The following is a 22700-nucleotide window of genomic DNA, read 5'->3' as shown; positions in this document are numbered from 1 at the left end:
AAAAATAAAAAACCCGCGAAAAAGGCAGAAATCGATGTGATCGGATTTGTGCTTCTTTCGCGGGTTTCGTGTTCTTCACGGCGTAGATGGCTAAGTCGCTCGCCGGTCCAGCATGGCGCGGGCAATGGTGCCGGCATCCACATATTCCAGCTCGCCGCCGACCGGCACGCCGCGCGCCAGGCGGCTCACCTGCAAGCCGCGCGCTTTCATGGTTTCGCTGATGTAGTGGGCCGTGGCCTCGCCCTCGTTGGTGAAATTGGTCGCCAGGACCACTTCCTTCACCACGCCGTCGGTAGCACGGCCTACCAGTTTCTCCAGCTGGATGTCCTTGGGACCAATGCCGTCCAGCGGCGAAAGCCGTCCCATCAGGACGAAGTACAGGCCCTTGAAAGTCAGGGTCTGTTCGATCATCAGCTGGTCGGTCGGTGTTTCGACCACGCACAGCAAGGTCGGGTCGCGCTCGGGATCGAGGCAGGTTTCGCACACCTCGTTCTCGGTAAAGGTATTGCAGAGCGCGCAATGGCGGATCTGGTCGACCGCCTGGGTCAGCGCCCGCCCCAGCAGGGCGGCGCCGTCGCGGTCATGCTGCAGCAGATGATAAGCCATGCGCTGGGCCGATTTCGGACCGACGCCGGGCAAGTGACGCAAGGCTTCTGTGAGCAGGGTAAGACTGGAGGGTACTTTCACGGCTAGCCTTGGTTCATGCAACGCTCAATGACGGGATTCAGAATGGCAACTTGAAACCGGCAGGCATGCCGGCGGTCAGGCCCGACATCTTTTCAGCCGACAGCGCTTCAGCCTTGCGCACTGCGTCGTTGAAAGCGGCAGCCACCAGGTCTTCCAGCATGTCCTTGTCGTCCGCCAGCAGCGAAGCATCGATCGCCACGCGCTTGACTGCGTTCTTGCAAGTCATCACGACTTTCACCAGGCCTGCGCCCGACTCGCCTTCGACTTCGATCAAGGCCAGTTGGTCTTGCATCTTTTTCATGTTGTCCTGCATTGCCTGGGCTTGTTTCATCAGCCCTGCCAGTTGGCCCTTCATCATGGTGCTTCTCCTGTTAAAAAATTAAATTCGCAAAGCAAAGAGCAGCGCGATAATGTCCCGCCCTACTTCGCCTCACCTATTGGCTTGATCGATCCTGGTACGATCGATGCGCCGAATTCCCGCATCATGCTCTGGATGAATGGATCGTTGCGGGCGGTCTGTTCCGCCAGCCGCTGCCGTTCCGCCTGCGCCGCCATCGCCTGCGCGTTGGCGGTATGGCGTACGTTGCCAAGTTCGGTTTCCACTTTCACCATGCGGTCGAAGTGTTCGCTAAGCGCGGCCGCCAATTTATCAACGCTGCCAGCGGAACGCAAGGTATCGAGCGGAATCCGCAAGTGGATCAGCGCCGCGGGGCCGCTGCTGTCGCACTTGATCAGCTCACTCTGCTGCGCCAGCTGGTGCGCTACGCCGCGCACCGCCAGGCCGGCAGCCAGCACCGGCCAGTTACCGTCCCAGTTGAGGTTGGCGTCGGGTTGCAGCACCAGCGGCGGCAAAGGCTCGGCCGGAACTTGAGGCGGCGGCGCCACAGCTTCGGGACGCAGCGCCGGCGCCTGGCGCGCATTGCCGGTACCGACCGGCCGCGACGGCGCTATCGAATACGATTCAGTTTTTTTTTCAGCCGCCGAGCTGGAAAACTCGGTATCCGGCAAATCCATAGGCAGCGGGATCTCTTCTTCCCACGGCGGCACTGACGAATTTTGCGGCTCGTAGGCTGGCGCTGCAGACCGCGGCTTGACTGCCGCCGGCGCAGCAGCCGCAGCCGGCGCAGGCATGAGTTCAGCAGCAACCGGTTGTGCCGGCGCCGGGCGCGCAGCACTACCGCCCTTGCGCGAAGAAGCCGCCGCACGAGCTGCCTCCAGGGCGGCTCTGGCCGGACTCATGCCGCTGGTGTCGGGGCGGGCCACGGGCGCGCTGGTGCTGAGCGTTTGCGGCGCGCTACTCAAGCGTGCCGCGGCGGGAGCAGGAGCCGCAGCCTGGGTAGCCGGCGCCGGCCGCACGACAGCCGCTGCTGGCGCTGATGCAGCCTGTGCAGCACTAGCCTGTGGCCGCGGACGGCTGACAGCCGGCGGCGTCACGGTGCCGCCGTCGGCTTGCGGGCGGAAGGCCAGCATGCGCAGCAAGGTCATCGAAAAGCCGGCGTATTCGTCCGGCGCCAGGCCCAGTTCATTGCGGCCGTGGACGGCGATCTGGTAAAACAGCTGTACTTCTTCGGCATCGAACAAGCCGGCCAGGCGGATGATTTCTTCGCGTTCCGGCAAATCTTCTGCCAGGGCTGCAGGCACACTTTGCGCCAGGGCGATCCGGTGCAGCAAGGTGCCCAGATCCTGCAGCGCAGCGCTGTAGGACAGGCTGCGGCTGGCCATGTCGTCGGCCACCGCCAGCAGGCCGGGGCCGTCCTTTTGCGCCAGCGCATCCAGCACGCGGATCAGATAGGACTGGTCCAGCGCGCCGAGCATGCCTTGCACCGCTTCCAGCGTCACCTTGCCGGCGGCATAGGCGATCGCCTGGTCGGTCAGCGACAGCGCATCGCGCATCGAACCGTGCGCGCCCTGCGCCAGCAAGCGCAAGGCCGGGGTTTCGAATTCGATTTTTTCCTGGCCGAGGATATTGTCCAGGTGGCTGATGATATGGCCAGGCGGCATCTGCTTCAGGTTGAACTGCAGGCAGCGCGACAGCACCGTCACCGGGATCTTCTGCGGATCGGTGGTGGCCAGGATGAACTTGACATGTTCCGGCGGCTCTTCCAGCGTCTTCAGCATCGAGTTGAAGGCATGGTTGGTCAGCATGTGCACTTCGTCGATCATATAGACCTTGAAGCGCGCATTGGACGGCGCATACACAGCCTGCTCCAGCAGTTGCGCCATTTCATCGACGCCGCGGTTGGAGGCGGCGTCCATCTCGATATAATCGACGAAACGGCCGGCATCGATCGCCACGCAGGCGTCGCACACGCCGCAAGGTTCCGCGGTAATGCCGCCGTTGCCGTCGGCGCCGATGCAATTCAGCGATTTCGCCAGGATACGCGACAGGGTCGTCTTGCCGACGCCGCGCGTGCCTGTGAACAGATAGGCATGGTGCAGACGCTGTTGCTCCAAGGCGTGCGTCAAGGCCCTTACGACGTGTTCCTGGCCGACCAGCGTATCGAAGCTTCTGGGGCGATATTTACGGGCGAGGACTTGATAGGACATAGAGGCGAATAGGGTCTGCATGTTGTGAAATACAACCGACATTTTACCTGACAGACGAAGTTAACACGCTTTTTAAACTTGGCAGCCCGCCACAGCTGGCGATAGCCGTTTGACACACTCGCCGGCAAGCCGCTGCAGGACTGAACTCCGGCTCTAAATAATTGCAATAAAGCAGCTATCCGAAGGCCTCTGCAAGGGGTAAAGTCAAGTGATCCACTCTAATACTGAAGAATATCAGGAGACCAGGCATGCAAGGACAGACCCATGAAGTGACGAACCAGGTTGCTGAGCTGTATGGCAATAATCTTTACCTCGACGACACCATCCTGCAAAGCGGCGTCCAGCGCCTGCATGGACAATGGCATGCCGATGCGCTGGCGCGCTACGGCGCCGAGCTCGGCAGCAAGGAAAGCTGGCAGCTGGCCGAACTGGCCAACCGCCACCAGCCCGAACTGAATACCTTCGACCGCACCGGCAACCGCATCGATTCCGTCGAATTCCATCCGGCCTGGCATGCCTTGCTGGGCATGCTGCGGCGCGAAGGCTTGCACGCCCTGCCCTGGATCAAGCCGCAAAGCGGCAGCCACGTAGCCCGTGCGGCCGGTTATTTCCTGCATGCCCAGGTGGAAGCCGGCTCGCTCTGCCCCACCACCATGACCTTCGCCTCTATCCCGGTGCTGCAGCAGGAGCCGGCGCTGTATGCCGCGCTGCAGTCAAAACTATTGTCATGTGAACATGATAGCCGCGACCTCGCCCTCGAACACAAGCACTCGATCCTGATCGGCATGGGCATGACGGAAAAGCAAGGCGGCTCCGATGTGCGCAGCAACACCACCGCGGCGCTGCCGCTGGAAGGCGGCTCCGGACGCGGCGCCGGCTACCTGCTGACCGGCCACAAATGGTTTTTTTCGGCGCCGATGTGCGATGCCCACATGGTGCTGGCGCGCACCGAGATGGGCCTGAGCTGCTTTTTCGTGCCGCGCTGGCGGCCTGACGGCAGCAAGAATCCAGTACAGATCCAGCGCCTCAAGGACAAGCTCGGCAACCGTTCCAATTCCAGCAGCGAAGTCGAGTTCCGCGACGCGTTCGGCATCATGGTCGGCGACGAAGGGCGCGGCATCCCGACCATCATTGAAATGGCCAACCATACCCGCCTCGATTGCGTCATCGGCGCCGCCGGCCTGATGCGCCAAGCGCTGGTGCAGGCCTTGCACCACGCGCGCAACAGGAGCGCCTTCGGCCGCGAACTGGCGGAGCAGCCGCTGATGCAGAACGTGTTGTCCGACCTGGCCCTGGAAAGCGAAGCGGCGACCTTGCTGATGCTGCAGCTGGCCAGCGCCTTCGAGCATCCTGACGATCCCCTGCAGCGTGCCTGGCGCCGTATCGTTACGCCAGCCGCCAAATTCTGGATCTGCAAGCGCGCCCTGGAGTTCACCGGCGAATGCATGGAAATCTGGGGCGGCAACGGCTATGTCGAGACCGGACCGATGGCGCGCTTCTACCGCGAGGCGCCGGTCAACTCGATCTGGGAAGGCTCCGGCAATGTGATGTGCCTGGACGTATTGCGCGCCATCGAACGCGAGCCGGCCGGCTTCGACCTGCTGCTGACGCAGCTAGGCGAAAGCGCCAGCCAGCATCCCGGCCTGCGCAGCATGCTGGACGACCTGATGAAGGACCTGGCGACGCCGCCTGACCAGCGCGAAATGCTGGGACGGCGCTTCGTCCAGCGCCTGGTCCTCACCATACAAGGCGCATTGATGCTGCAGCACGCGCCGGCGGTGGTCGCCGAAGCCTTCATCGCTAGCCGCAGCGAAGCCATGGGCGGCCGCGTCTACGGCACCCTGGCGGCGCCGCATCTGCAGAAAACGATCTTGCAGCGGACTTGGGCCAGCTAGGGCCTGTCGACCTGATCGGCAGAAGTGGGCTTGCCGATTTGCCGGCCAAGGAATTTCTCGACGCGGCTCCAGAAATCGATATTGTTTTTCTGCAGCCGCCAGCCATGCCCTTCTTCCGGATATTCAATCCATTCGACGTCCGGGTTGGTGGCCTTGACCGCATCGCGGAATTTGCTGCCGTGCGCCAATGGCACCCGCTTGTCGGAGCCGCCATAGGCCAGCAGCAAGGGCTGCCTGATGCGCGCTGCATTTTCCAGCGGTGAGGTGGCCTTCAATTGCGCGGCATCCTTTTGCTGGTCGCCCACCAGCTGCGGCATGCCGTACTTCAGGTACTCGTCGGAGATATCGCTCCAGCTGAGGTTGTACATGAGGTTGATGTCGGTCACGCCGGCCCACTCGAAGCCGCAGCGATACAGGTCCGGGTCGTTGACCAGCCCCATCAGCGTGGCATAGCCGCCATAGCTGGCGCCGGCGATGCAAATCCGTTTCGGATCGGCGATTCCTTGTGCAATCGCCCATTTGGCGCCATCGGCAACATCGTCCTGCATGGCCAGCCCCCATTGCTTCCAGCCTGCCTTGAAATGCTTCCAGCCAAAGCCAGTGCTGCCGCGGAATTCAGGCTCAAGCACGACGTAGCCGCGCGACGCCAGGAACTGCACTTCGGCATTCCAGCCCCACGAGCCGTCGCGCACATAAGGGCCGCCATGCACCAGCACCACCATCGGCAGATTTTTCTTGCCGGCGCCGTTCGGCATGGTCAGGTAAGCCGGGATTTCCAGGCCGTCGCGCGCTTTATACCGCACCATGTCCTTGCCCGACATCTGCAGCGGATTGATCTGCGGCATCGAACTGCCAAGCACAGCCAGCTTTTTCTGCTTGCTGTCATACAAAAAATAGACCACAGGCTGGACATCGGAATACGATCTCACCAGCACATAGGGGGTTTCCGCATGGCCGGCAACGCCGATCCGGTTAACCGTGGACGGCAGCAGATCATTGACCGCTTTCTGCATCGCTTGCATCTCCGGATCAAACCATCTGGTGTCTTCGGCGTCGGTTTCAAAGCGCACTCCCAGGAATTTCCTGTCGTTGCTGACGATAGCGCCAGAGAAATCGTAACCCTTGAGCGATACCAGCGGCTCCGGGGCTATGCTGTTTTTCTCAAGGTCGTAGCGGTATAGCGAAATTTTATCCGTGCCCTGGCGCGAACTCACATAAAGACTGCCGTCCGGCCCCAGGAAATAGGGAGTGAAGCCACGGCCGACAAAAGCATTGAACTCAGCCAGCTTGCGCCAGCTTTTCAGCCCGGGATCCAGATAAAAGACGGCCTCCATGTCGCCTTCCAGTGTGGTGGCGACGCGCGGCTCCCCTTGCCAATCCGTCAGCCAGCGGGTAGTCAGGCCGGGCCGGTCGATCACGGCGGCGCGGCCTGTCCTGGTATTCAGGCGGAGCAAATGCATAGGCTTGACCCTGCCGCTGCCGCCAGCGTCGATCTGGCCGACGTAAATATCGTCGGAATCACGGATGGTCGAGTAGAAAAAGGTATTCCACGGCAAGGCGCCACGCACGGCGCTGCTTTGCTGCTGGACTCCGCGCAACACCAATTGGCGGAAATCCGTGCCGTCCCGATTGATCGCATACAAGCCGCTGGCCTGGGTCTGCTCGCCGACACCGATGTTCTTGTCGCCGGCATCGAACACCAGCCGCTCGCTGTTCACCCAGTGAAACTGACGGATATCGGCGCCATCGAAACTGGCGATCACCTTCGGCGCGCGCTCGGCGACATCCATCACCCCCAGCCGCACATAGCCATCCTTGGCTGGCACCAGCATCGCCACGTAGCGGCCATTCGGAGACAACTGGGCATTGACCAGGGTCGGATAGGCAAAGAAGCTTTCAATGCTGGGCAGGCTGGCGGCAGTCTGGGCACCTGCCGAGCCGCAGACGACGGACCAGACCAGCACGAGTAAGGCGGGGAAGCGGCGGATTCCTTGCAAGCGTCTAAAAGGCATTGCGAATTCCTTGCGGCAGGCGATAGATGAATAGTCAATGGAAACAGCGCTGCCTGCAGTGTATTTGCCTTTCCTCGAAAAAACCATATGCCTGTCGAGACAGGATAAAAAAATCACATGCGGCCGATTTTACATTCAAAAAAAACCGGCGATACCCCGTATGGATATCGCCGGCTTGTTTGCAGCCCGTCGGCAGGCAGCGTCAGTGGCCGCTGAACAGCTTCAGGATATTTTGCTTCTCTTCCTCTTGCGGCGTTGCCGGCGGCGCTCCGGGTGCTGGCGGCGCAGCCGGCGGAATCGGCACGCCATCCGGGCCGATTTCAAGCGGCGCCGCTCCAGCGCCTAATCCAAGCGAGGCGATAAAGCCATTGCCCGGCGTGAAATTATCGAAGTAGAACTCGTTGTTGATGGTAGTGATCCCGGCCGGCATAGGCATCTGGGTTTGCGGCACGCCACGCAGGGCGCGGCCCATGTACTCGGTCCAGATCGGCAAGGCCAGCTGGGCGCCGAACTCGCGGCTGCCCAGGCTCTTCGGCTGGTCGTAGCCCATCCATGCCACCGCCACCAGGGTGCTCTGGTAGCCGGCAAACCAGCCGTCGAAAGCATCGTTGGTGGTGCCGGTCTTGCCGGCCAGGTCGGTACGGTGCAGCACGTTGGTGCCGGCGCCGGTGCCGCGCTGCGCCACCGATTGCAGCAAGCTGGTCATGATGTAGCTGTTGCGCGCATCCAGCACCCGCGTGGCGTTCTCGCCGGCGACCTGCGGCTCGACCTTGGACAGCACATTGCCGCGCGAGTCGGTCACTTGCGCGATCAGGTAAGGATTGACGCGATAGCCGCCGTTGGCCAGCACCGCATAGGCGCCCACCAGCTGCAGCGGCGTCACCTGGCCGGCGCCCAGCGCCAGCGGCAGGTAGGGCGGCGTCTTGTCGACATCGAAACCGAAATGGCTGGTGACGAAATCCTGCGCATACTTGACGCCGATCGCATCCAGAAGGCGAATCGATATCAGGTTCTTCGAGCGCTGCAGGCCGGTGCGCAGCGGCATCGGGCCGTCAGGCTGGTCGTCGTCCTTCGGTTCCCAGGCACCCTGGCCAGGTGCGCCGGGAAAAGACACAGGCGCATCGTTGATGATCGATGCCGGGCCGAAACCCTTTTCCAGCGCCGCCGAATAGATGAACGGCTTGAAGGTGGAACCCGGCTGGCGCCAGGCTTGCGTCACGTGGTTGAACTTGTTCTGGTTGAAGTCGAAGCCGCCCACCAGCGAACGGATCGCGCCGTTCTGCGGCGTCAGCGACACCATGGTCGCCTCCACCTGCGGCAGCTGGGTGATCTGCCAGCCCTTGGCGGTATTGATGACGCGGATCACCGAACCCTTCTGGATCTTCAGGTTCTTGCCGGCCTTGGCGCTCAAGGCGGAAGCGGCAAGCCGCAAGCCTTCGCCGCTGATGGTGACGGTGCTGTCGTTGCGCAGCATCACCTGCACCTGCTTGGGATCGGCGCTCAGCACCACGGCCGGCAGGATATCGTCATTGTCGGGCTTGTCCTGCAAGGCGTCTTCGATCGCCTGGTCGCGCTCGTCGCCGGCCGCCGGCAGGTCGATGCTCGCTTCCGGGCCGCGGTAGCCATGGCGGCGGTCGTAGTCCATCACGCCCTTGCGCACGGCATCGTAGGCCGCGGCCTGGTCCGCCGAATTCAGCGTGGTGATCACCGTCAGGCCGCGCGTATAAGTATCTTCCTTGTACTGCGCAAACAGCATCTGGCGCACCATTTCAATCGCGTACTCGGCGTGCACATTGTAGTTGTTGCCCTTGGTCTTGACCTGGATGTCTTCCGCCGCCGCCTGGTCGAACTGTTCCTGGGTGATGAACTTGAGATCCAGCATGCGCTTCAGGATGTATTGCTGGCGCACATGCGCGCGCTTCGGATTGACCACCGGATTGTAGGCCGAAGGCGCTTTCGGCAAGCCGGCCAGCATCGCTGCCTGCGCCAGGGTGATGTCTTTCAGGTCCTTGCCGAAATAGGTGCGCGCGGCCGCGGCGAAACCGAAGGAACGCTGGCCCAGGTAGATCTGGTTCATATAGACCTCCAGGATCTGGTCCTTGCTCAGCGCCGACTCGATCTTGTAGGCCAGCAGGATTTCATAGATCTTGCGCGAATAGGTTTTTTCGCTGGACAGGAAGACGTTGCGCGCGACCTGCATGGTGATGGTGCTGGCGCCCTGCGAGGCGCCGCCATGCATGATATCGGTCACGCCGGCACGCAGGATGCCGATGACGTCGATGCCGCCATGCTGGTAGAAACGCGCATCTTCGATCGCCAGCACGGCATTCTTCATGTCGGCCGGAATATCGTCCAGCTTCACCAGGCTGCGCCGTTCTTCGCCGAATTCGCCGATCAGGACATGGTCGGCTGTGTAGATGCGCAGCGGTACTTTAGGCTGGTAGTCGGTGATGGCGCCCAGGTCCGGCAGCTGCGGCGTCATGACTACCAGCGCATACGTCAGCAACAACCCGCCGATGACAGCGCCCGCCAGGAACAGGCCGCCCACCGTCAGCAGCAATGCGTGGGCTACGCTGCCCTTGCCGTTTTTCCTGGAGTTGCCGGTGCGCGGGTTGTGTGTATCTTGCTTGGTTCTGTTTGTTGATGACATAGCAATATTCGATGGAAATAGCCCTGTATCCTACAACATGCCGGGCCTGCAGACCATGAAACGGCCATCAATTATGCGTTCGTTGTAATGGACTGTTACAGTCCATTAGTTGCGCGGGCGCCGGATTCGTGCCTCGCCAGCGTTCAGCAGGGACTCGATCATCTGACGCGTGGTAGCGGCGGCAAGTTCCGGCGACTCCATCGGAAACAGGTGGCCGCCCGGAATCTGCTTGAAATATTTTCCGACCAAGCGCTTGGTCGCATCCAGCCCGGCCTGGCGGCACTCGACCGAATCGACGCCGCCGACAAAGCCGATCGGCACCGGAAAACCGCGCTTCAGCACGCTGCTCATATTATGCGGCAAGGTGCGGTAAACCGCGGTTTCGATATCGCGCCGGAAACGCAGCACCACGTTGCCCTGCTCTTCTTCCAGCCCGTAGGTAATGTAGTCGCGCAAGACTTCCGGCGCCCAGCTGGCAAATACCTGCTTGCCGGCGAAATGCTGGTAGGCCGCCTCGGCGCTCGGCCACAGGTTGCGCCGCTTGGCGGAAAACTTGGCCGGCGGCACATGGTTGTCCAGGCCCAGCGCCTTGGCGCCGCGCAGCAAGGTGGCGCGCCAGCCGACCACTACCGGCGTGTCCAGCATCACCACGCAGCTGACCAGGTCCGGCCGCCGCTGCGCCGCCAGCAAGGCAAGCCCGCCGCCCATCGAATGGCCGACCAGGATCACCGGCCGGCTGTAGCGCGCCGCCAGCTCGTCGATCAGTTCCTGCACCAGCGCCGGCCAGCCGTCGGTGACCGGGTACTTCGGATTATGGGCGTGGATATCGAGCGAACGTACGTCATAGTCGCGCCGCAGAAAATCCAGGAACTGGCGATATGTGCCTGCGGGGAAACTGTTGCCGTGAACAAAATGCAAAATCGGGTGAATCGGATCGGTCATAGATAAGACAAGAAACCTGTTTTGATGGGGTCTTATTTAAAACCGAAAGTTACGATGCGACAAAGGGAATATTAGAGCCGCTGCTCAGGAGGCGCCAAAAAAAACATCCCCATGTCGTCCTGACCACGGGGATGTGCATACGGATCAAGGACAGCCGGCAGCTAAAACCGCCGCAATCCCCGGCCGGCAATCATCAGAAACGCGCGTTCATGCCCAGCCACAGACGGCGGCCTTCATCCACCAGCCAGTTGCCGTTGATGGTGGCGCGCGGCCGGCGGTCGACGTCGACCACCTTGTCGGCGACGTTCAGCAGCGACGCGTTCAACGTCAGCATCTTGTTGACGATGTAGGATGCGCCGAGGTCAAACGTGGTAGTAGCCGGACGCGTGCGCGCACCGGCGCCGCCGTTGCGGTAAGCTGCCCAGAACTGCTCGCTGACGTAATTGACGCGCGCAAAGCTGGATACTGCATCGCTCGGCTGCCAGTCGAGCTTGAGGTTGGCGGCATGCTTGGGCGTCTTGTCCAGCGGCTGGCCTTTCAGGGAACCGCCGTTGAATGCCGTTTCGCCCTCGCTTTCACGCTTGGAATCGGTGTAGGTGTAGTTGCCCGACAGCTTCCACGCATTCGACAAAGGCACCGTCGCACCGAACTCGACGCCGCGGATATTCACCTTGGCGATATTGTTGTAGGTATACAAAGGCAACCCGGTCAGCGGGTCGTTGCGGCCGGCATAGTCGCTCACGATCTTGTCCTTGAAGTCGTTGTTGAACACCGTCACGCTGCCCGTCAGGCCATCCGGACCGTCGTAGCGCAAGCCGATTTCCTGGTTGACGCTGGTTTCGGCCTTCAAGTCCGGATTGCCGTACAGGACACCCGGCATCGAAGTCGGACCGCCGCTGGACATCACGTAGCCGGCCGAACTCTGGCGCAGGTTGGGCGCGCGGAAAGCCTTGGCGACGCCGCCGCGCAAGGTCAGCGTCGGCGACAGCTGGTACACCGCATAGGCGCGCGGATTGAAGTGCTGGCCATACTTGTCGTCGTGGTCGAGGCGCAGGCCGCCGGTCAGCGACAGCTTGCTGGTGACAAAATATTCATCTTCGGCGAACAGCGCCCACGACTTGCGCGTGATCGAACCCGGATTGACATAGTTCAGCACAGTCTTGCCGATCCGGCTCGGGCTTTCGGCCGCGGTGCCGTCCAGCTGGTTGTGGGTGTACTGGCCGCCCACTTTCAAGATATTGGTGGTGAAAGGCAGCGTCGCTTGAGCGTCGAGGATGGTGTTCGTGATCTTCGGGCTGGCCAGCGCGGCTTCCGGGCCGGCGGGGCCTTCGGTCTTGCCGCTGAACTTGCCGATTTCTTGGTACAGGCTGACGTCGGTATTGCCGAAGGCCCAGCGGCCGTTATGGCTGGCCGCCCAGTGAGTACGGGTATCTTCCGAGATGGTCTGGCTGTCGTCCGCGGTCAGCGATTTGCCCGGCGTATAAGTGCGCTTCAGTTCTTCATGGCCGGCTTCCAGCGTGACGTCCTGGTTGCTGGCCGGCTTGATGCCTAGCTTGGCGGTGATGGCGCGGGTATCGGTTTGGGCGGTGCCGTCCACTACCCTGTCTTCCTCACGGGTATTCAGGTTGCCGTACAGCTGCAGGCCGACCACGTCGTCCTTGATCGGTCCCGCCAGATAAAAGTCGCCCTGGTATTCATTGCCCAGGTTGGAACGTCCTTGCAGGATGGTGCTGGCGTTGAGCGCCCCGCCCCAGGCCTTCGGCACTTTGCGCGTGATGATGTTGATCACGCCGCCGATCGCATCCGAACCATACAGCGACGACATCGGGCCGCGCACTACTTCGATGCGTTCGATCGCCGCCAGCGGCGGAATCAGGCTGGACTGGATGCCGCCGGTGCCGCGCGAGCTGGTCTCGCGCGTGCCCTGGCGCTTGCCGTCGACCAGGATCAGGGTGTATTCGCCGGGCATGCCGCGTATCGAAATATCCTTGGAATTATTGTCGCCGCCGACGATGCTGACCCCTTCCAGGTGACTGACCGCATCCTGTAGGTTGGCGAAGGGTTGTTTTTCCAGCTGCTCGCGGGTGATCACGCTGATCGACGCCGGCGCCTCCTTGATCTGCTGCTCGTAACCGCTGGCGGTCACCACTACCTCTTTCAAAGTGGCCTCGGCATGGGCCTGGCCGGCGCTCAGCAACACGCCGCCGCACAAGGCCGGCAGCGCCAGTGCGCATTGCACGGTGCTTCTTTTTAACTTCAAATTCATTTCTACAACTCCCTCTTGGTTTTAATTGACACTTTTTTGTTGGTAATACTTTTCGTTGGCCACTAGCGCGCTCGCTCGTCCTGCACCTCCTGTCAGGCGCCGAGGGTGGCGCCGCCATCCACGCACAGTTCATGCATGGTGATATGGCGGGCGCGCTCCGAGGCCAGGAAGATCACGGCGTCGGCAATGTCGGTGGCGTCGGCAATCCGGCTCAGCGGAATCCCCAGCCGGAACTGTTCCAGCGAACCGTTGATGACCGCCTGCTTGTGTTCCTCGCTGGTCCACAGTTGGCGCTGCATGGCGGTATCGGTCGAGCCAGGCGAGACCACATTGCAGCGGATGCCGTGCACCGCCAGCTCCAGGCCGAGGCAACGGGTGAAGTGTGCCGAAGCAGCCTTGGATGCGGCATAGGCCGCCATCTGCTGGCGCGGCACCGCCGACGCATTCGACGCCACCGTCACGATCACGCCGCGCCGGCGCGGCGCCATGCGGCTGGCGACCGCGCGGCACAGGCGGAATACGCCGCCGACGTTGACGCTGAAGGTTTTATCCCAGTCGGCATCGCTGCAATCGAGCGCGGAGCCCAGGCGCAAGATGCCGGCGGCGTTGACCAGGATGTCTATCGGCCCCAGTTCGCGCTCGACCCGCTCTACCGCTGCATTCACCGCCGTGCTGTCGGAGACGTCGACGACGATGCCCAGCACTTGCGCACCGCTGCCGGCGAGCGCGTCGGCCTGCTGCGCCAGCGCTTGCGGCTGCACATCGAACAGCGCCAACCTGGCGCCCTGCCGCGCCATGGCCTGCGCGACAGCCGCGCCTATGCCTTGCGCCGCACCGGTGATCAGCACTACCTTGTCTTGAAATTCCATATTGTCTTTCCTTCCGTAATTAATCAGGGTTACGCAACGAGCGCGCTGTCAGCATCTGTGCGAACCGCAATGGCGGCGCCACGGACTGCCACCGGCACCACCACAGGCGCGCCATCGCCCGGCGCCGCCAGCACGTCCGCTTCGACTTCGTACAGCTGCCGCACCAGCTCCGGCGTGACGATGTCGCGCGCCGCGCCGCTGGCCAAGATGCGGCCGTTGCGCATCGCCACCAGGGTGTCGGCGTAGCGCGCCGCCGCCATCAGGTCGTGCAGCACCATCACCACGCCACGTCCGGCCGCCGCCAGCAAGCGGATGCGGTTGAGGACGTCGACCTGGTGTCCCAGGTCCAGCATGCTGGTGGGTTCGTCCAGCAACAGCAGCGGCGTCTCCTGCGCCAGCACCATCGCCAGCCAGCAGCGCTGGCGCTGGCCGCCGGACAACTGCTCCAGCGGCCGTTGCGCCAGCGCCATCACATCGGTCGCCTGCAAGGCTTGGCGCACTGCCCGTTCATCCGCGGCAGACCATTGCTGCAGCAAGCCCTGGTACGGATGGCGGCCGTAACGCACCAGGCCGCTGACACTGATGCCTTCCGGCGCTTGCGGCGCCTGCGGCAGCAAGGCCAGGCGGCGCGCAGCCTGTTGCGGACGCAGCTGCCACAGATCGTCGGCGCCGAGCCGGATGGCGCCCTGGCTCGGCTTGTGCAGGCGCGCCATGCAGCGCAACAGAGTCGACTTGCCGCAGCCGTTGGGGCCTACGATCACCGTCACTTTTCCGGGGACGATGCGCAGGTTGATGCCGTGCAGCACCGGCGTTTTTTGATGGCTGGCGTGCAGGTCTTGCACCACCAGTGTCTGGTCGTTACTCATTACATTTCCTTCTTACGTTCACTCAGCAACAGCCACAGCAGGAACGGCCCGCCCAGCAGATTGCAAATCACGCCCACCGGCAATTCAGCCGCGGCCAGCAGCACCCGCCCCAGCGTATCGGCGCCAACCACCAGCAGCGCGCCCGTCAGCGCCGCGCTGAACAAGGCGATGCGGCCGCCGCCGACCAGCCGTTCGGCGATGAACGGCGCCGCCAGCGCGACAAAGGCAATCGGTCCGCAGACGCCGACCGCCAGCCCAGCCAGCAGCACCGCGCTGAGCAGCGCCTGCCACTGCGTCGCCCGCACCGGCAAGCCAAGGCCGCTGGCGATCTTCAGGTCGAAACGCAGCAGCGCCAGCCGTCGCGTACTTAACAGAGTCAGCGGCAAGAGAATCAACAGGCCGATAGCCAGCGGCGCTACGGCGGCGTATGAGCGGCCGTTGAGGCTGCCGATGCTCCAGGCGTACAGCGAACTGGCATGCATCAATTCCTGACGCGACAAGGCCAGTTCGGTCACCGCGCGCAGCAGGCTGGACAAGGCCAGGCCGACGATCAGCAGGCGTTGCCCGCGCCGTCCCAGGTTGCCGGACGCGATCAGCAGCAGGAGCACTGCGCCCAAGGCGCCCAAAGGTCCGACCCACCACGGACCGAACATGCCGGCCGCGCTGCTGATCAGCGCCACGAACACGCCCAGCGTGGCGCCATCGGCCACGCCCAGCAGATCAGGCGTCGCCAGGCGATTGCGGGTCAAGGCCTGGATCAGGCAGCCGGCCAGGCCCAGCGCGATCCCGGCCAGCAAGCCGACCAGAATCCGCGGCAAGCGAAATTCCAGCACCAGCAATTGCAAGCCCGGTGCGCCGTGGCCGCGCAGCACCGTCAGCAACTGTTGCGGCGAAAGCCAGGTCGAACCAGCCATCAGCGCCACGCCGACAGCTGCCGCCAGCAATAAGCACAAGCCGAGGCCCGCCCATAGAGAGCGGCGCGCAAACAGCAAGGAAAAACGGCCGCAGCGCAGCAGCTGCACGCCGCTTTCCAGCTGTGCGGGCGGTGGCTTCCGTGGCAGATTTTCTGCGACAGGAAAGGTGGCGTTCATAAGGCCGCTCCGTTCTGCCACGCCCTCGAGCGCGCCAGCCAGATCAGCAGCGGCGCGCCGGCCAGCGCGGTCATCACGCTGATCGGCGTTTCAAACGGCTGCACCGCCAGCCGCGCCGCCAGATCGGCCGCCAGCAGCAAGCCGGCGCCCAGCCAGGCTGCGATCAGCAGCTGCGTTGCCAGTCCGGCGTGGCGTGAAGACGGCATCAGAGCCCGCGCCAGGAAGCGCGACAGATAAGGCGCGAGCAGCCCCAGAAAACCGATCGGACCAGCCAGCGCCACCGCGCTGCCCGTCAGCAAAGTCACGCTCAAGGCCACGCCCAGCCGCAAGGGCAAGGGCCGGTGCCCCAGCGAACGGGCTATGTCGTCGCCCAACAACAGCGCCGACAAGGGCCGCGCCAGCAGCAGCGCAGAACACAAGCCCGCCAGCACCACCGGCGCGGCCCACAGCGTCATGCCCGGCGTAATGCCGGCCAGCGAACCCAGCACCCAGAAGCGATACTGGTCGTAGCCGGCAGGCTGCGACAGCAGGATCGCCGAGCTGATGCCGATGAAGGTAGCGCCCAGCGCGACCCCGGCCAGCACCAGCCGCAACGGCGCCGCCGCATGATGGCCGACCTGCGCCACCGCCAGCACGCAGGCGTTGCCCAGCAAGGCGCCGAGTCCGGCCCACAGCAGATAGCCGGGACCGTTCTCGACGCCGGCCCAGGCAATGCCGACCACCACGCCTAGCGCGGCGCCGGCATTCACGCCCAGCAAGCCGGGCTCTGCCAGCGGGTTGCGGGTCACGGTCTGCATCAGCATGCCAGCCACGCCAAGCGCGCTGCCGACCAGCAAGGCGGCCGCCATGCGTGGCAAGCGCAGGCTCAGCAGCACCGTCTGCAACTGCGCATCGCTACGCGCGGCGGCATCTCCCAGCAGGAAGGCCAGGGCCTGGCCCGGACCGATCTCGCCAGCGCCGATCAGCAAGGACGTCAGCGCCAGCACAGGCACCGACAACAGCAATAACAGCAGCAAGGCCCGGCGCAACGCCGGGCGTTCAACAGGTTCAAGCACAAGGACTCCGGGAAGCTGCTTCAAGAAGCGTTTTTAGGTTCAGCCTGGCCGCCCAGCATGGCTTTTTCGATGTCGCTCAGGATCGCCAGCGCCGCCAGCGGGCCGCCGGGACTGGTCCACAACGAGCCGTCGACCGCCACCATATGGCCCTTCTGCACCGCACCCAGCTGGCGGAAAGCCGGGCTCTGGCGCGCCGCCGCCAAGGCATCGTTGGCCTGGCTGCTGTTGAGCGTGCCGACAAACAGCCAGTCGGCGTCGATGCGCGCCAAGGCTTCCAGGCTCAAGGGCGGAGAATGGGCGACGCCGGCCTGCATCTGTGCCGCCGGCCGGCGCAATTTGACGTCTGCCAGCACCAGGCTGGCGAAGGCGTCTTTCAGCATATAGGCCGGTCCCTGCGGATTCCAGCGCACCACGCTGACGGTAGCGTTAGCCTGGGCGCCGAGCTTGGCGCGCACGCTGTCGGCGCGGCGCTGGTAGGCGCTCAGCAAGGCTTCCGCCTCGGCGTTGCGTCCCACCACGGCAGCGATGCGGCGCAAGGCCAGCTGCCAGTTCTCGCCCTGTTTGTAGCTGACCACGGTCGGCGCAATCTTGCTCAGCTGCGCCAGCAGTTCCGGATCCGGCAAGCTGCCGACCAGGATCAGGTCCGGCTGCGCGCCTATCACCAGGTCTAGCACCGGGCTGCCGAAGTTGCCGACGCTGGCGATGCCGCTGACAGCGTTGCCAAGGTAGTGCGGCATGGCGCTCTGGCCGCGGCCGTTGGTGGCGCCGACCGGCTTGAGCTTGAGCGCCAGCAGCGAATCGAGGTCGATTTCGGAAAGCGCCAGCACGCGCTGCGGCTGCGCCGGCAGCACAACGGTGCGGCCGGCGGCGTCGACCAGGCTGCGTTCGGCGCCGACGGCGGCAGCCGACAGGAAGGCCAGCGCCAGCATTGCGCTTCGGAGTGTGCGGAGAATCATGATGCGGTTTCCTTGGTGTGGGCGGCGGCGTTCTCTTCGGCCAGTTCAAACGCATCCATGATGCGGTGCCGTTCGGCGTGATAAGCCTCTTCGGTGTGTTCGTCTTTCCAGTAAGGCACCGCGTACATGGTGCGGCGCGGCACCGCGCGTTCCTTCAGCAGGTATTCGCGCAGCGACACCACTTGCGTGCTTTCGCCGGCCAGCGTCACCGATACGGCTGCGGCCGGCCAACGCAGTTCACGCACATGGTCGAGCAGCAGCGTGCTGCTACCGGCCGGCGCGCCTTCGCGCGACAGCCAGCGCACGGCGATGCCGGGAGGATGGCGCAGGTGCTGGATCTCGCTGCGGTCCGGCACTTCGATCAGCGCCTCTCCGCGGGCATGCTCAGGCAAGGCGCCCAGCACCGCGGCGAGGGCGGCAAACGCACTCGGATCGCCGAGCAGCAAGTAGTACTCGGCGTCCGCCACAAAGCGCGGCGGTCCGCCCGGTCCGGCCACGCCGACCGCGCTGCCGGCGACCGCGTGCAAGGCCCAGCTGGAAGCCGGGCCGTCATCGCCATGCAGGACGAAATCGACATCCAGTTCGCTCGCCTCGGCGTCGTAGCGGCCGACCGTGTAGGTGCGGGCAATCGGCCGGATGTCGTCCGGCGGCCAGACCGGGCCGTCCGGCCCGAGCGTCGGCAAGACCGGTTCGACCTGGCCGGGACGCGGCAGCAGCAGCTTGATGTGGGCGCCGTTGCTGTCGAGCGGGAAGCCCGCCAGCGCCGGGCCGGCCAGCGTGATGCGGCGCATGTGCGGCGTCAGTTGCAGGGTTCGGCGCACGCGCAGCATGCGCGGCGGCGTGCGCGGCGTGGCCGCAGGCGTAGGTGTTTTACTCATGATGATTTTTCAGGATGGATTGAAGGCTCAGGCGCCTAGCCAGCTCGCGGCCGATATGCGCCAGCGGCGCCGGCTTACTCATGCCGATATGGGTGCTGTCGATCTCGACCCGCTCCATGCGTCCTTGCACATAAGGTTGCCAGCCGAGCCAGTCAGGCGCTTCCGGCGTACGGCGCGAGGCATGGAAAAACAGCAGTTCGCCGCGGTAAGGCTGGTGCCGCAGGTCACGGTATTGCAACATGCCATGCAAGGCGCTCTGCAGCAGACGCGCCATGCGCGCATCGTCTGCCGTCGCCAGAGTGCTGTCCGGTTGCTGAAAGCGCGCCAGCATGGCTTCTTCCGACAAGGGCCGGCCGTCGGCGTCCAGCGGCGAAGCGCCGATCACGTCCAGCAAGGTCAGCAAGGCGTCGCGCTCCTGCGGCGGCGGCTTGCCTTGCCAGATATCGCTGGGATAGGCATCCATCATGGCCAGCATGGGTACCTTTTCGCCGGCCGCCTGCAGCTTGACCGCCATTGCATGGGCGATGCCGCCGCCGGAGGACCAGCCCAACAGGCGATAAGGTCCGTGCGGCTGGGTATTGCGCAACAGCGCCAGGTAGCCGTCCACCTGTTCGTCCACCGAAGCCGGCAAGGCGCCGCAGATGCCGTGCGCCTGCAAACCGTAGATCGGCATATCCGGCAGCTGCATGGTGAGGCCCAGGTAGCACCACGACAAGCCTTCCGCCGGATGTACGCAGAACAGGGCCGGTTCGCCTTGCTCCGTGCCGCGCTGGATCACCAGCAAAGGCGCGAATTCAGAACCTGCGGCGGCAGGCGGAGGAGGATGACCGGCCAGGGTGCTGAGCGAGTGCGCCAGCGCCGCCACCGTGCGATGCCGGAACAGCGCCGATACCGCGATCTCGCGCTGCAGGGCGATGCCGAGGCGGTTGGCCACCTGGATCACCTGCAGGGACTTGCCGCCGAGCGCGAAGAAGTCGTCCGTCAGCCGTACCGTGCTCACGCCCAGCACCTCGCGCCAGACCGCCATCACGGTCTGTTCCAGCTTGCTGGCGGCGGCATCGGGCTGCGCTTCCTCGGCTTCAAGCGGCAAGACAGACAGCGCCTTGCGGTCGATCTTGCCGTTGGCGTTGCGCGGCAGCTGCGGCAAGACCAGGTAGCTGCCCGGCACCGCCACCGCCGCCAGGCGCTCCGCCAGGAAGGCGCGCAGCACTGCCGGCGCCGGCAAGACTTGGTCTGCCACCAGGCAAGCGACCAGGCGCTTACCGCCGTTCGCCAGCGTCTGCGCCACTACCGCTGCTTCGCGCATGCCAGGGTATTGCAGCAAGGCGGCTTCGATTTCCAGCGGGTCGATGCGATGGCCGCTCAGCTTGAATTCATCGTCCAGCCGGCCCAGGTAACGCAGCTGGCCGTCGCTGCCGAGCAGTACACGGTCGCCAGTGCGGTAAGCCCGGCGACTGCCGCCCTGCCCGCCAAGATTATCCAGTTGCACGAAACGCTGCGCGGTCAATTGTTCGCGGCCAAGATAGCCACGCGCCAGGCCGCCGCCCAGCAGGCACAGCTCGCCTTCCTCGCCGTACGCGACAGCATTCAAGCCAGCGTCGACCACCGCAATCGCAACGCCAGGCAATGGCCGGCCGATAGGCACCATATCACCCTCGAAACCGATCGCTTCGGGTCCGGCCAGCTGTGCCGTGGTGCAGATCACGGTGGCTTCGGTCGGGCCGTAGGTATTCAGCAACACGACATGCGGCGACACCGAGCTGCGCCAGCGCGCCACCCGTTCCGCCAGCGCCGCCTCGCCGCCAATGATCAGCAGCCGCACGCTGTCCGGCAAGGCCGCTTCATGCTGGCTGATGCAAAAACTGAGCTCGTGCCAGAACGCCGTCGGCAAGTCCAGCACACTGATCTGCAGCCGGGCGCAAGCCTGCAAAAAGCGCGGCAGCGATTCCAGCATCTCGTCGTTGCGCAGGATCAGGCTGGCGCCGTTGCACAGGCTGATGAAAATTTCTTCGACGCTGGCATCGAAATGCAGTGGCGAAAACTGCAGCACCCTGTCGTTCGCGGACAATTGATAGCGCGCCGTGGCGCCGGCGACAAAATGCGCCAGGGCGTCGCGCCCGATCATGACGCCGTTCGGGCGGCCGGTAGAGCCTGAGGTATAAATCACGTACGCCAGTGCATCCACCGCCACGGCCACCGGTTCGCTCAATGACGCCATGGCCGATTGGTCGATATCCTCCAGGCATAGCAAGGGCAAACCGATGTTGACCTTATCAATATGCTGGCGCAAGGTCAGCACCAGCAGCGGCTGCGCATCCTCCAGCACGGCGGCGATGCGCAGCGGCGGACCGTCGGGATCGAGCGGGACGTAGCCGGCGCCGGCCCACAGGATAGCCAGCAAGGCCACCACGGTATCCGGCGCGCGCGGCAACAGCAGCACCACGCGGCTGTCCGGCTGCACGCCCTGTTCGAGCAAGCGCGCGGCCAGCTTCTGCACGCGCGCCAGCAGTTCGGCATAAGTCAGCACCACGCCATCCTGCGCCAGCGCGAGCTGTCCTGGTGTATTGGCGGCGTGCCGGCGCAAGGCGTCCAGCACCGCTTCAGGCTGCTGTGCCAAGGCGGCGCCGGACAATAGCGCCGGCTCGCTGGCATCGGCATTGGCGCCCAGCGCGGCCGCCAGCGACAGCTCGGCGCCATGTGCTGGATCAGCCAGAAGATTCAGAGTCGCCAGCAAACTGGCATGCAGCTCGGCCAGCGTGGCGCTATCGTAGGCATCGGGATTGGCTTCGAAATCCAGGCGGACGCCATGGGCGCCGGGAGCGATCACAATAGAAAGATCCTCCACCGGACCGGCCGAGATCGGATGAGATGTCGCCGTCAAGCCGCCGAATTCCAGCGGCCGGTCGAACGGCATCAGGTTGATCACCGTGCCGAACAGGCGGCTGCGGCCGTCGCTCAGGCCAAGGTCATGCTTCAGTTGTTCATAGCGATAGCGCTGGTGCGGTCGCAGCGCACGCATTTCGGCGGCAACCTGCTGCGCCAGTTGGCCGATCCCCGCATTGCGGTCGAGCCGCAAATGCAGGGGCACGATATTCATGACCATGCATGGCACGCTCAGCGATACCGAACCGAGCCGCCCCATGACCGGCAGGCCCAGCGTGATTTCGCTGGCAGCGGTTTTCCGCTGCAGCCATGCCGCGATGGCGGCTATCAGCCATGCGCTCCAGTCGACCCCGGCGGCGCCGGCGGCGGCCTGCCATGCGCTCAGGCTGGCCGTCGGCAAAGCGCCGCGCAGGCGGCGTACGCCATGCGCCACCGGTTTGGCTGGCGCCAGCAGCAGCGGCGCCGGCGCATCCTTGAGGCGGGCGCGCCAGAATTCGCGATCGCGCACATAGGCGGCGGAAGACTGGTAAGCCCGGTCTTCCGCGACCACCGGTTGCAGCGCGCTGGAGCGCACCGGCGGCAGCGCCTTGCCTGCGGTATCGGCTGAATACAGGTCGGCCACCCGCTGCGCCAGCAAGGCATAGCCGAAACCATCCAGCGCCACGTGATGGACGCGCAGATACCACAGCGTGCGCCCGCCGCCGAGCCGCAGCAGCGCGCTGGCAAACAGCGGGCCGGACGCCAGATCGGCGATCTGCAGCAAGTCGGCTTGCATCCAGCGCTGCGCCGCTTCGAACGGTGCGGCGGCGGCGCTGAAATCCAGCTGCTCCAGCTGCCAGTCACGCCCGGCAGCCGGCGCCTGCCAGACTTCCGTGCCGTCGCTGGCGTAGCGCTGATGCAGGGCGTCGCACCCGGCCACCGCCTGCCGCACTGCCGCGATAAAGGCCGCCTGGTCCAGCGCGCCATGCAACTCGACCGCCTCGGCGGTCCAGTAGGCGGGACTGGCGCGGTCCAGCTGCTGGCCCAGCCAGATGCCGTATTGCGCAGCCGACAGCGGCAGCGGCGCCGCTTCAGCCAGTTGCTCCTTGCGGGCGATATCCATC

At 64.3% G+C, this 22700-nt stretch carries 15 protein-coding genes; 1 reads left to right on the top strand and 14 read right to left on the bottom strand.

Features of this window, described 5'->3' with window-relative positions:
- Window positions 1-90: 90 nt before the first annotated feature.
- The 3 genes from recR to BCF11_RS20280 all read right to left on the bottom strand — a co-directional run bounded on the left by recR (window position 91) and on the right by BCF11_RS20280 (window position 3234).
- A complete protein-coding gene (gene recR, locus BCF11_RS20290) occupies window positions 91-687 on the bottom strand; it encodes a recombination mediator RecR (protein ID WP_098496349.1) in 597 nt (198 codons plus the stop codon).
- Window positions 688-724: 37 nt separating this feature from the next.
- Complete coding sequence (locus BCF11_RS20285; protein WP_014006791.1) at window positions 725-1045, bottom strand: YbaB/EbfC family nucleoid-associated protein; 321 nt, start codon at window positions 1043-1045, stop codon at window positions 725-727.
- A gap of 62 nt (window positions 1046-1107) precedes the next feature.
- Window positions 1108-3234, bottom strand: coding sequence for a DNA polymerase III subunit gamma/tau (locus BCF11_RS20280; RefSeq protein ID WP_098496348.1), 2127 nt, complete (start codon window positions 3232-3234; stop codon window positions 1108-1110).
- Between the two features lie 248 nt (window positions 3235-3482).
- On the opposite strand from BCF11_RS20280, the gene BCF11_RS20275 reads away from it, so the two are divergent.
- Window positions 3483-5129, top strand: coding sequence for an isovaleryl-CoA dehydrogenase (locus tag BCF11_RS20275; RefSeq protein ID WP_098496347.1), 1647 nt, complete (start codon window positions 3483-3485; stop codon window positions 5127-5129).
- Here the strand turns inward: BCF11_RS20275 and BCF11_RS20270 are convergent.
- The 11 genes from BCF11_RS20270 to BCF11_RS20220 form a co-directional block, all read right to left on the bottom strand.
- Complete coding sequence (locus tag BCF11_RS20270; protein WP_233212558.1) at window positions 5126-7141, bottom strand: S9 family peptidase; 2016 nt, start codon at window positions 7139-7141, stop codon at window positions 5126-5128. The genes BCF11_RS20275 and BCF11_RS20270 overlap by 4 nt on opposite strands.
- Before the next feature lie 202 nt (window positions 7142-7343).
- Entirely contained in the window at window positions 7344-9791 is a 2448-nt protein-coding gene (locus BCF11_RS20265) for a penicillin-binding protein 1A (RefSeq protein WP_098496345.1), read from the bottom strand.
- A 105-nt stretch (window positions 9792-9896) separates the two neighbouring features.
- Entirely contained in the window at window positions 9897-10733 is an 837-nt protein-coding gene (locus tag BCF11_RS20260) for an alpha/beta fold hydrolase (protein ID WP_199110963.1), read from the bottom strand.
- A gap of 193 nt (window positions 10734-10926) precedes the next feature.
- The gene (locus BCF11_RS20255) at window positions 10927-12999 is read right to left on the bottom strand and encodes a TonB-dependent receptor domain-containing protein (protein ID WP_098496343.1); all 2073 of its coding nucleotides are present in this window, start codon (window positions 12997-12999) and stop codon (window positions 10927-10929) included.
- 92 nt (window positions 13000-13091) lie between these two features.
- The gene (locus BCF11_RS20250; protein ID WP_199110961.1) at window positions 13092-13868 is read right to left on the bottom strand and encodes a 2,3-dihydro-2,3-dihydroxybenzoate dehydrogenase; all 777 of its coding nucleotides are present in this window, start codon (window positions 13866-13868) and stop codon (window positions 13092-13094) included.
- 29 nt (window positions 13869-13897) lie between these two features.
- Entirely contained in the window at window positions 13898-14734 is an 837-nt protein-coding gene (locus BCF11_RS20245; protein WP_098496341.1) for an ABC transporter ATP-binding protein, read from the bottom strand.
- Entirely contained in the window at window positions 14734-15825 is a 1092-nt protein-coding gene (locus BCF11_RS20240) for an iron chelate uptake ABC transporter family permease subunit (RefSeq protein WP_098496340.1), read from the bottom strand. Before BCF11_RS20240 ends, BCF11_RS20245 begins: the two co-directional genes overlap by 1 nt.
- Entirely contained in the window at window positions 15822-16880 is a 1059-nt protein-coding gene (locus BCF11_RS20235) for an iron ABC transporter permease (protein ID WP_199110959.1), read from the bottom strand. Before BCF11_RS20235 ends, BCF11_RS20240 begins: the two co-directional genes overlap by 4 nt.
- A gap of 20 nt (window positions 16881-16900) precedes the next feature.
- Window positions 16901-17836, bottom strand: coding sequence for an iron-siderophore ABC transporter substrate-binding protein (locus BCF11_RS20230; RefSeq protein WP_098496338.1), 936 nt, complete (start codon window positions 17834-17836; stop codon window positions 16901-16903).
- Window positions 17833-18714 (bottom strand): siderophore-interacting protein, encoded by an 882-nt coding sequence (locus BCF11_RS20225; protein ID WP_098496337.1) that lies wholly within the window; start codon window positions 18712-18714, stop codon window positions 17833-17835. The genes BCF11_RS20230 and BCF11_RS20225 overlap by 4 nt, the downstream gene beginning before the upstream one ends.
- Complete coding sequence (locus BCF11_RS20220; RefSeq protein ID WP_098496336.1) at window positions 18707-22699, bottom strand: non-ribosomal peptide synthetase; 3993 nt, start codon at window positions 22697-22699, stop codon at window positions 18707-18709. The genes BCF11_RS20225 and BCF11_RS20220 overlap by 8 nt, the downstream gene beginning before the upstream one ends.
- Window position 22700: the final 1 nt, after the last annotated feature.

It is taken from the genome of Collimonas sp. PA-H2, assembly GCF_002564105.1.
GTDB lineage: Bacteria > Pseudomonadota > Gammaproteobacteria > Burkholderiales > Burkholderiaceae_D > Collimonas.
Note: the sequence above shows the minus strand (reverse complement) of the source record. Positions and strands in the feature narration are given on the sequence as shown.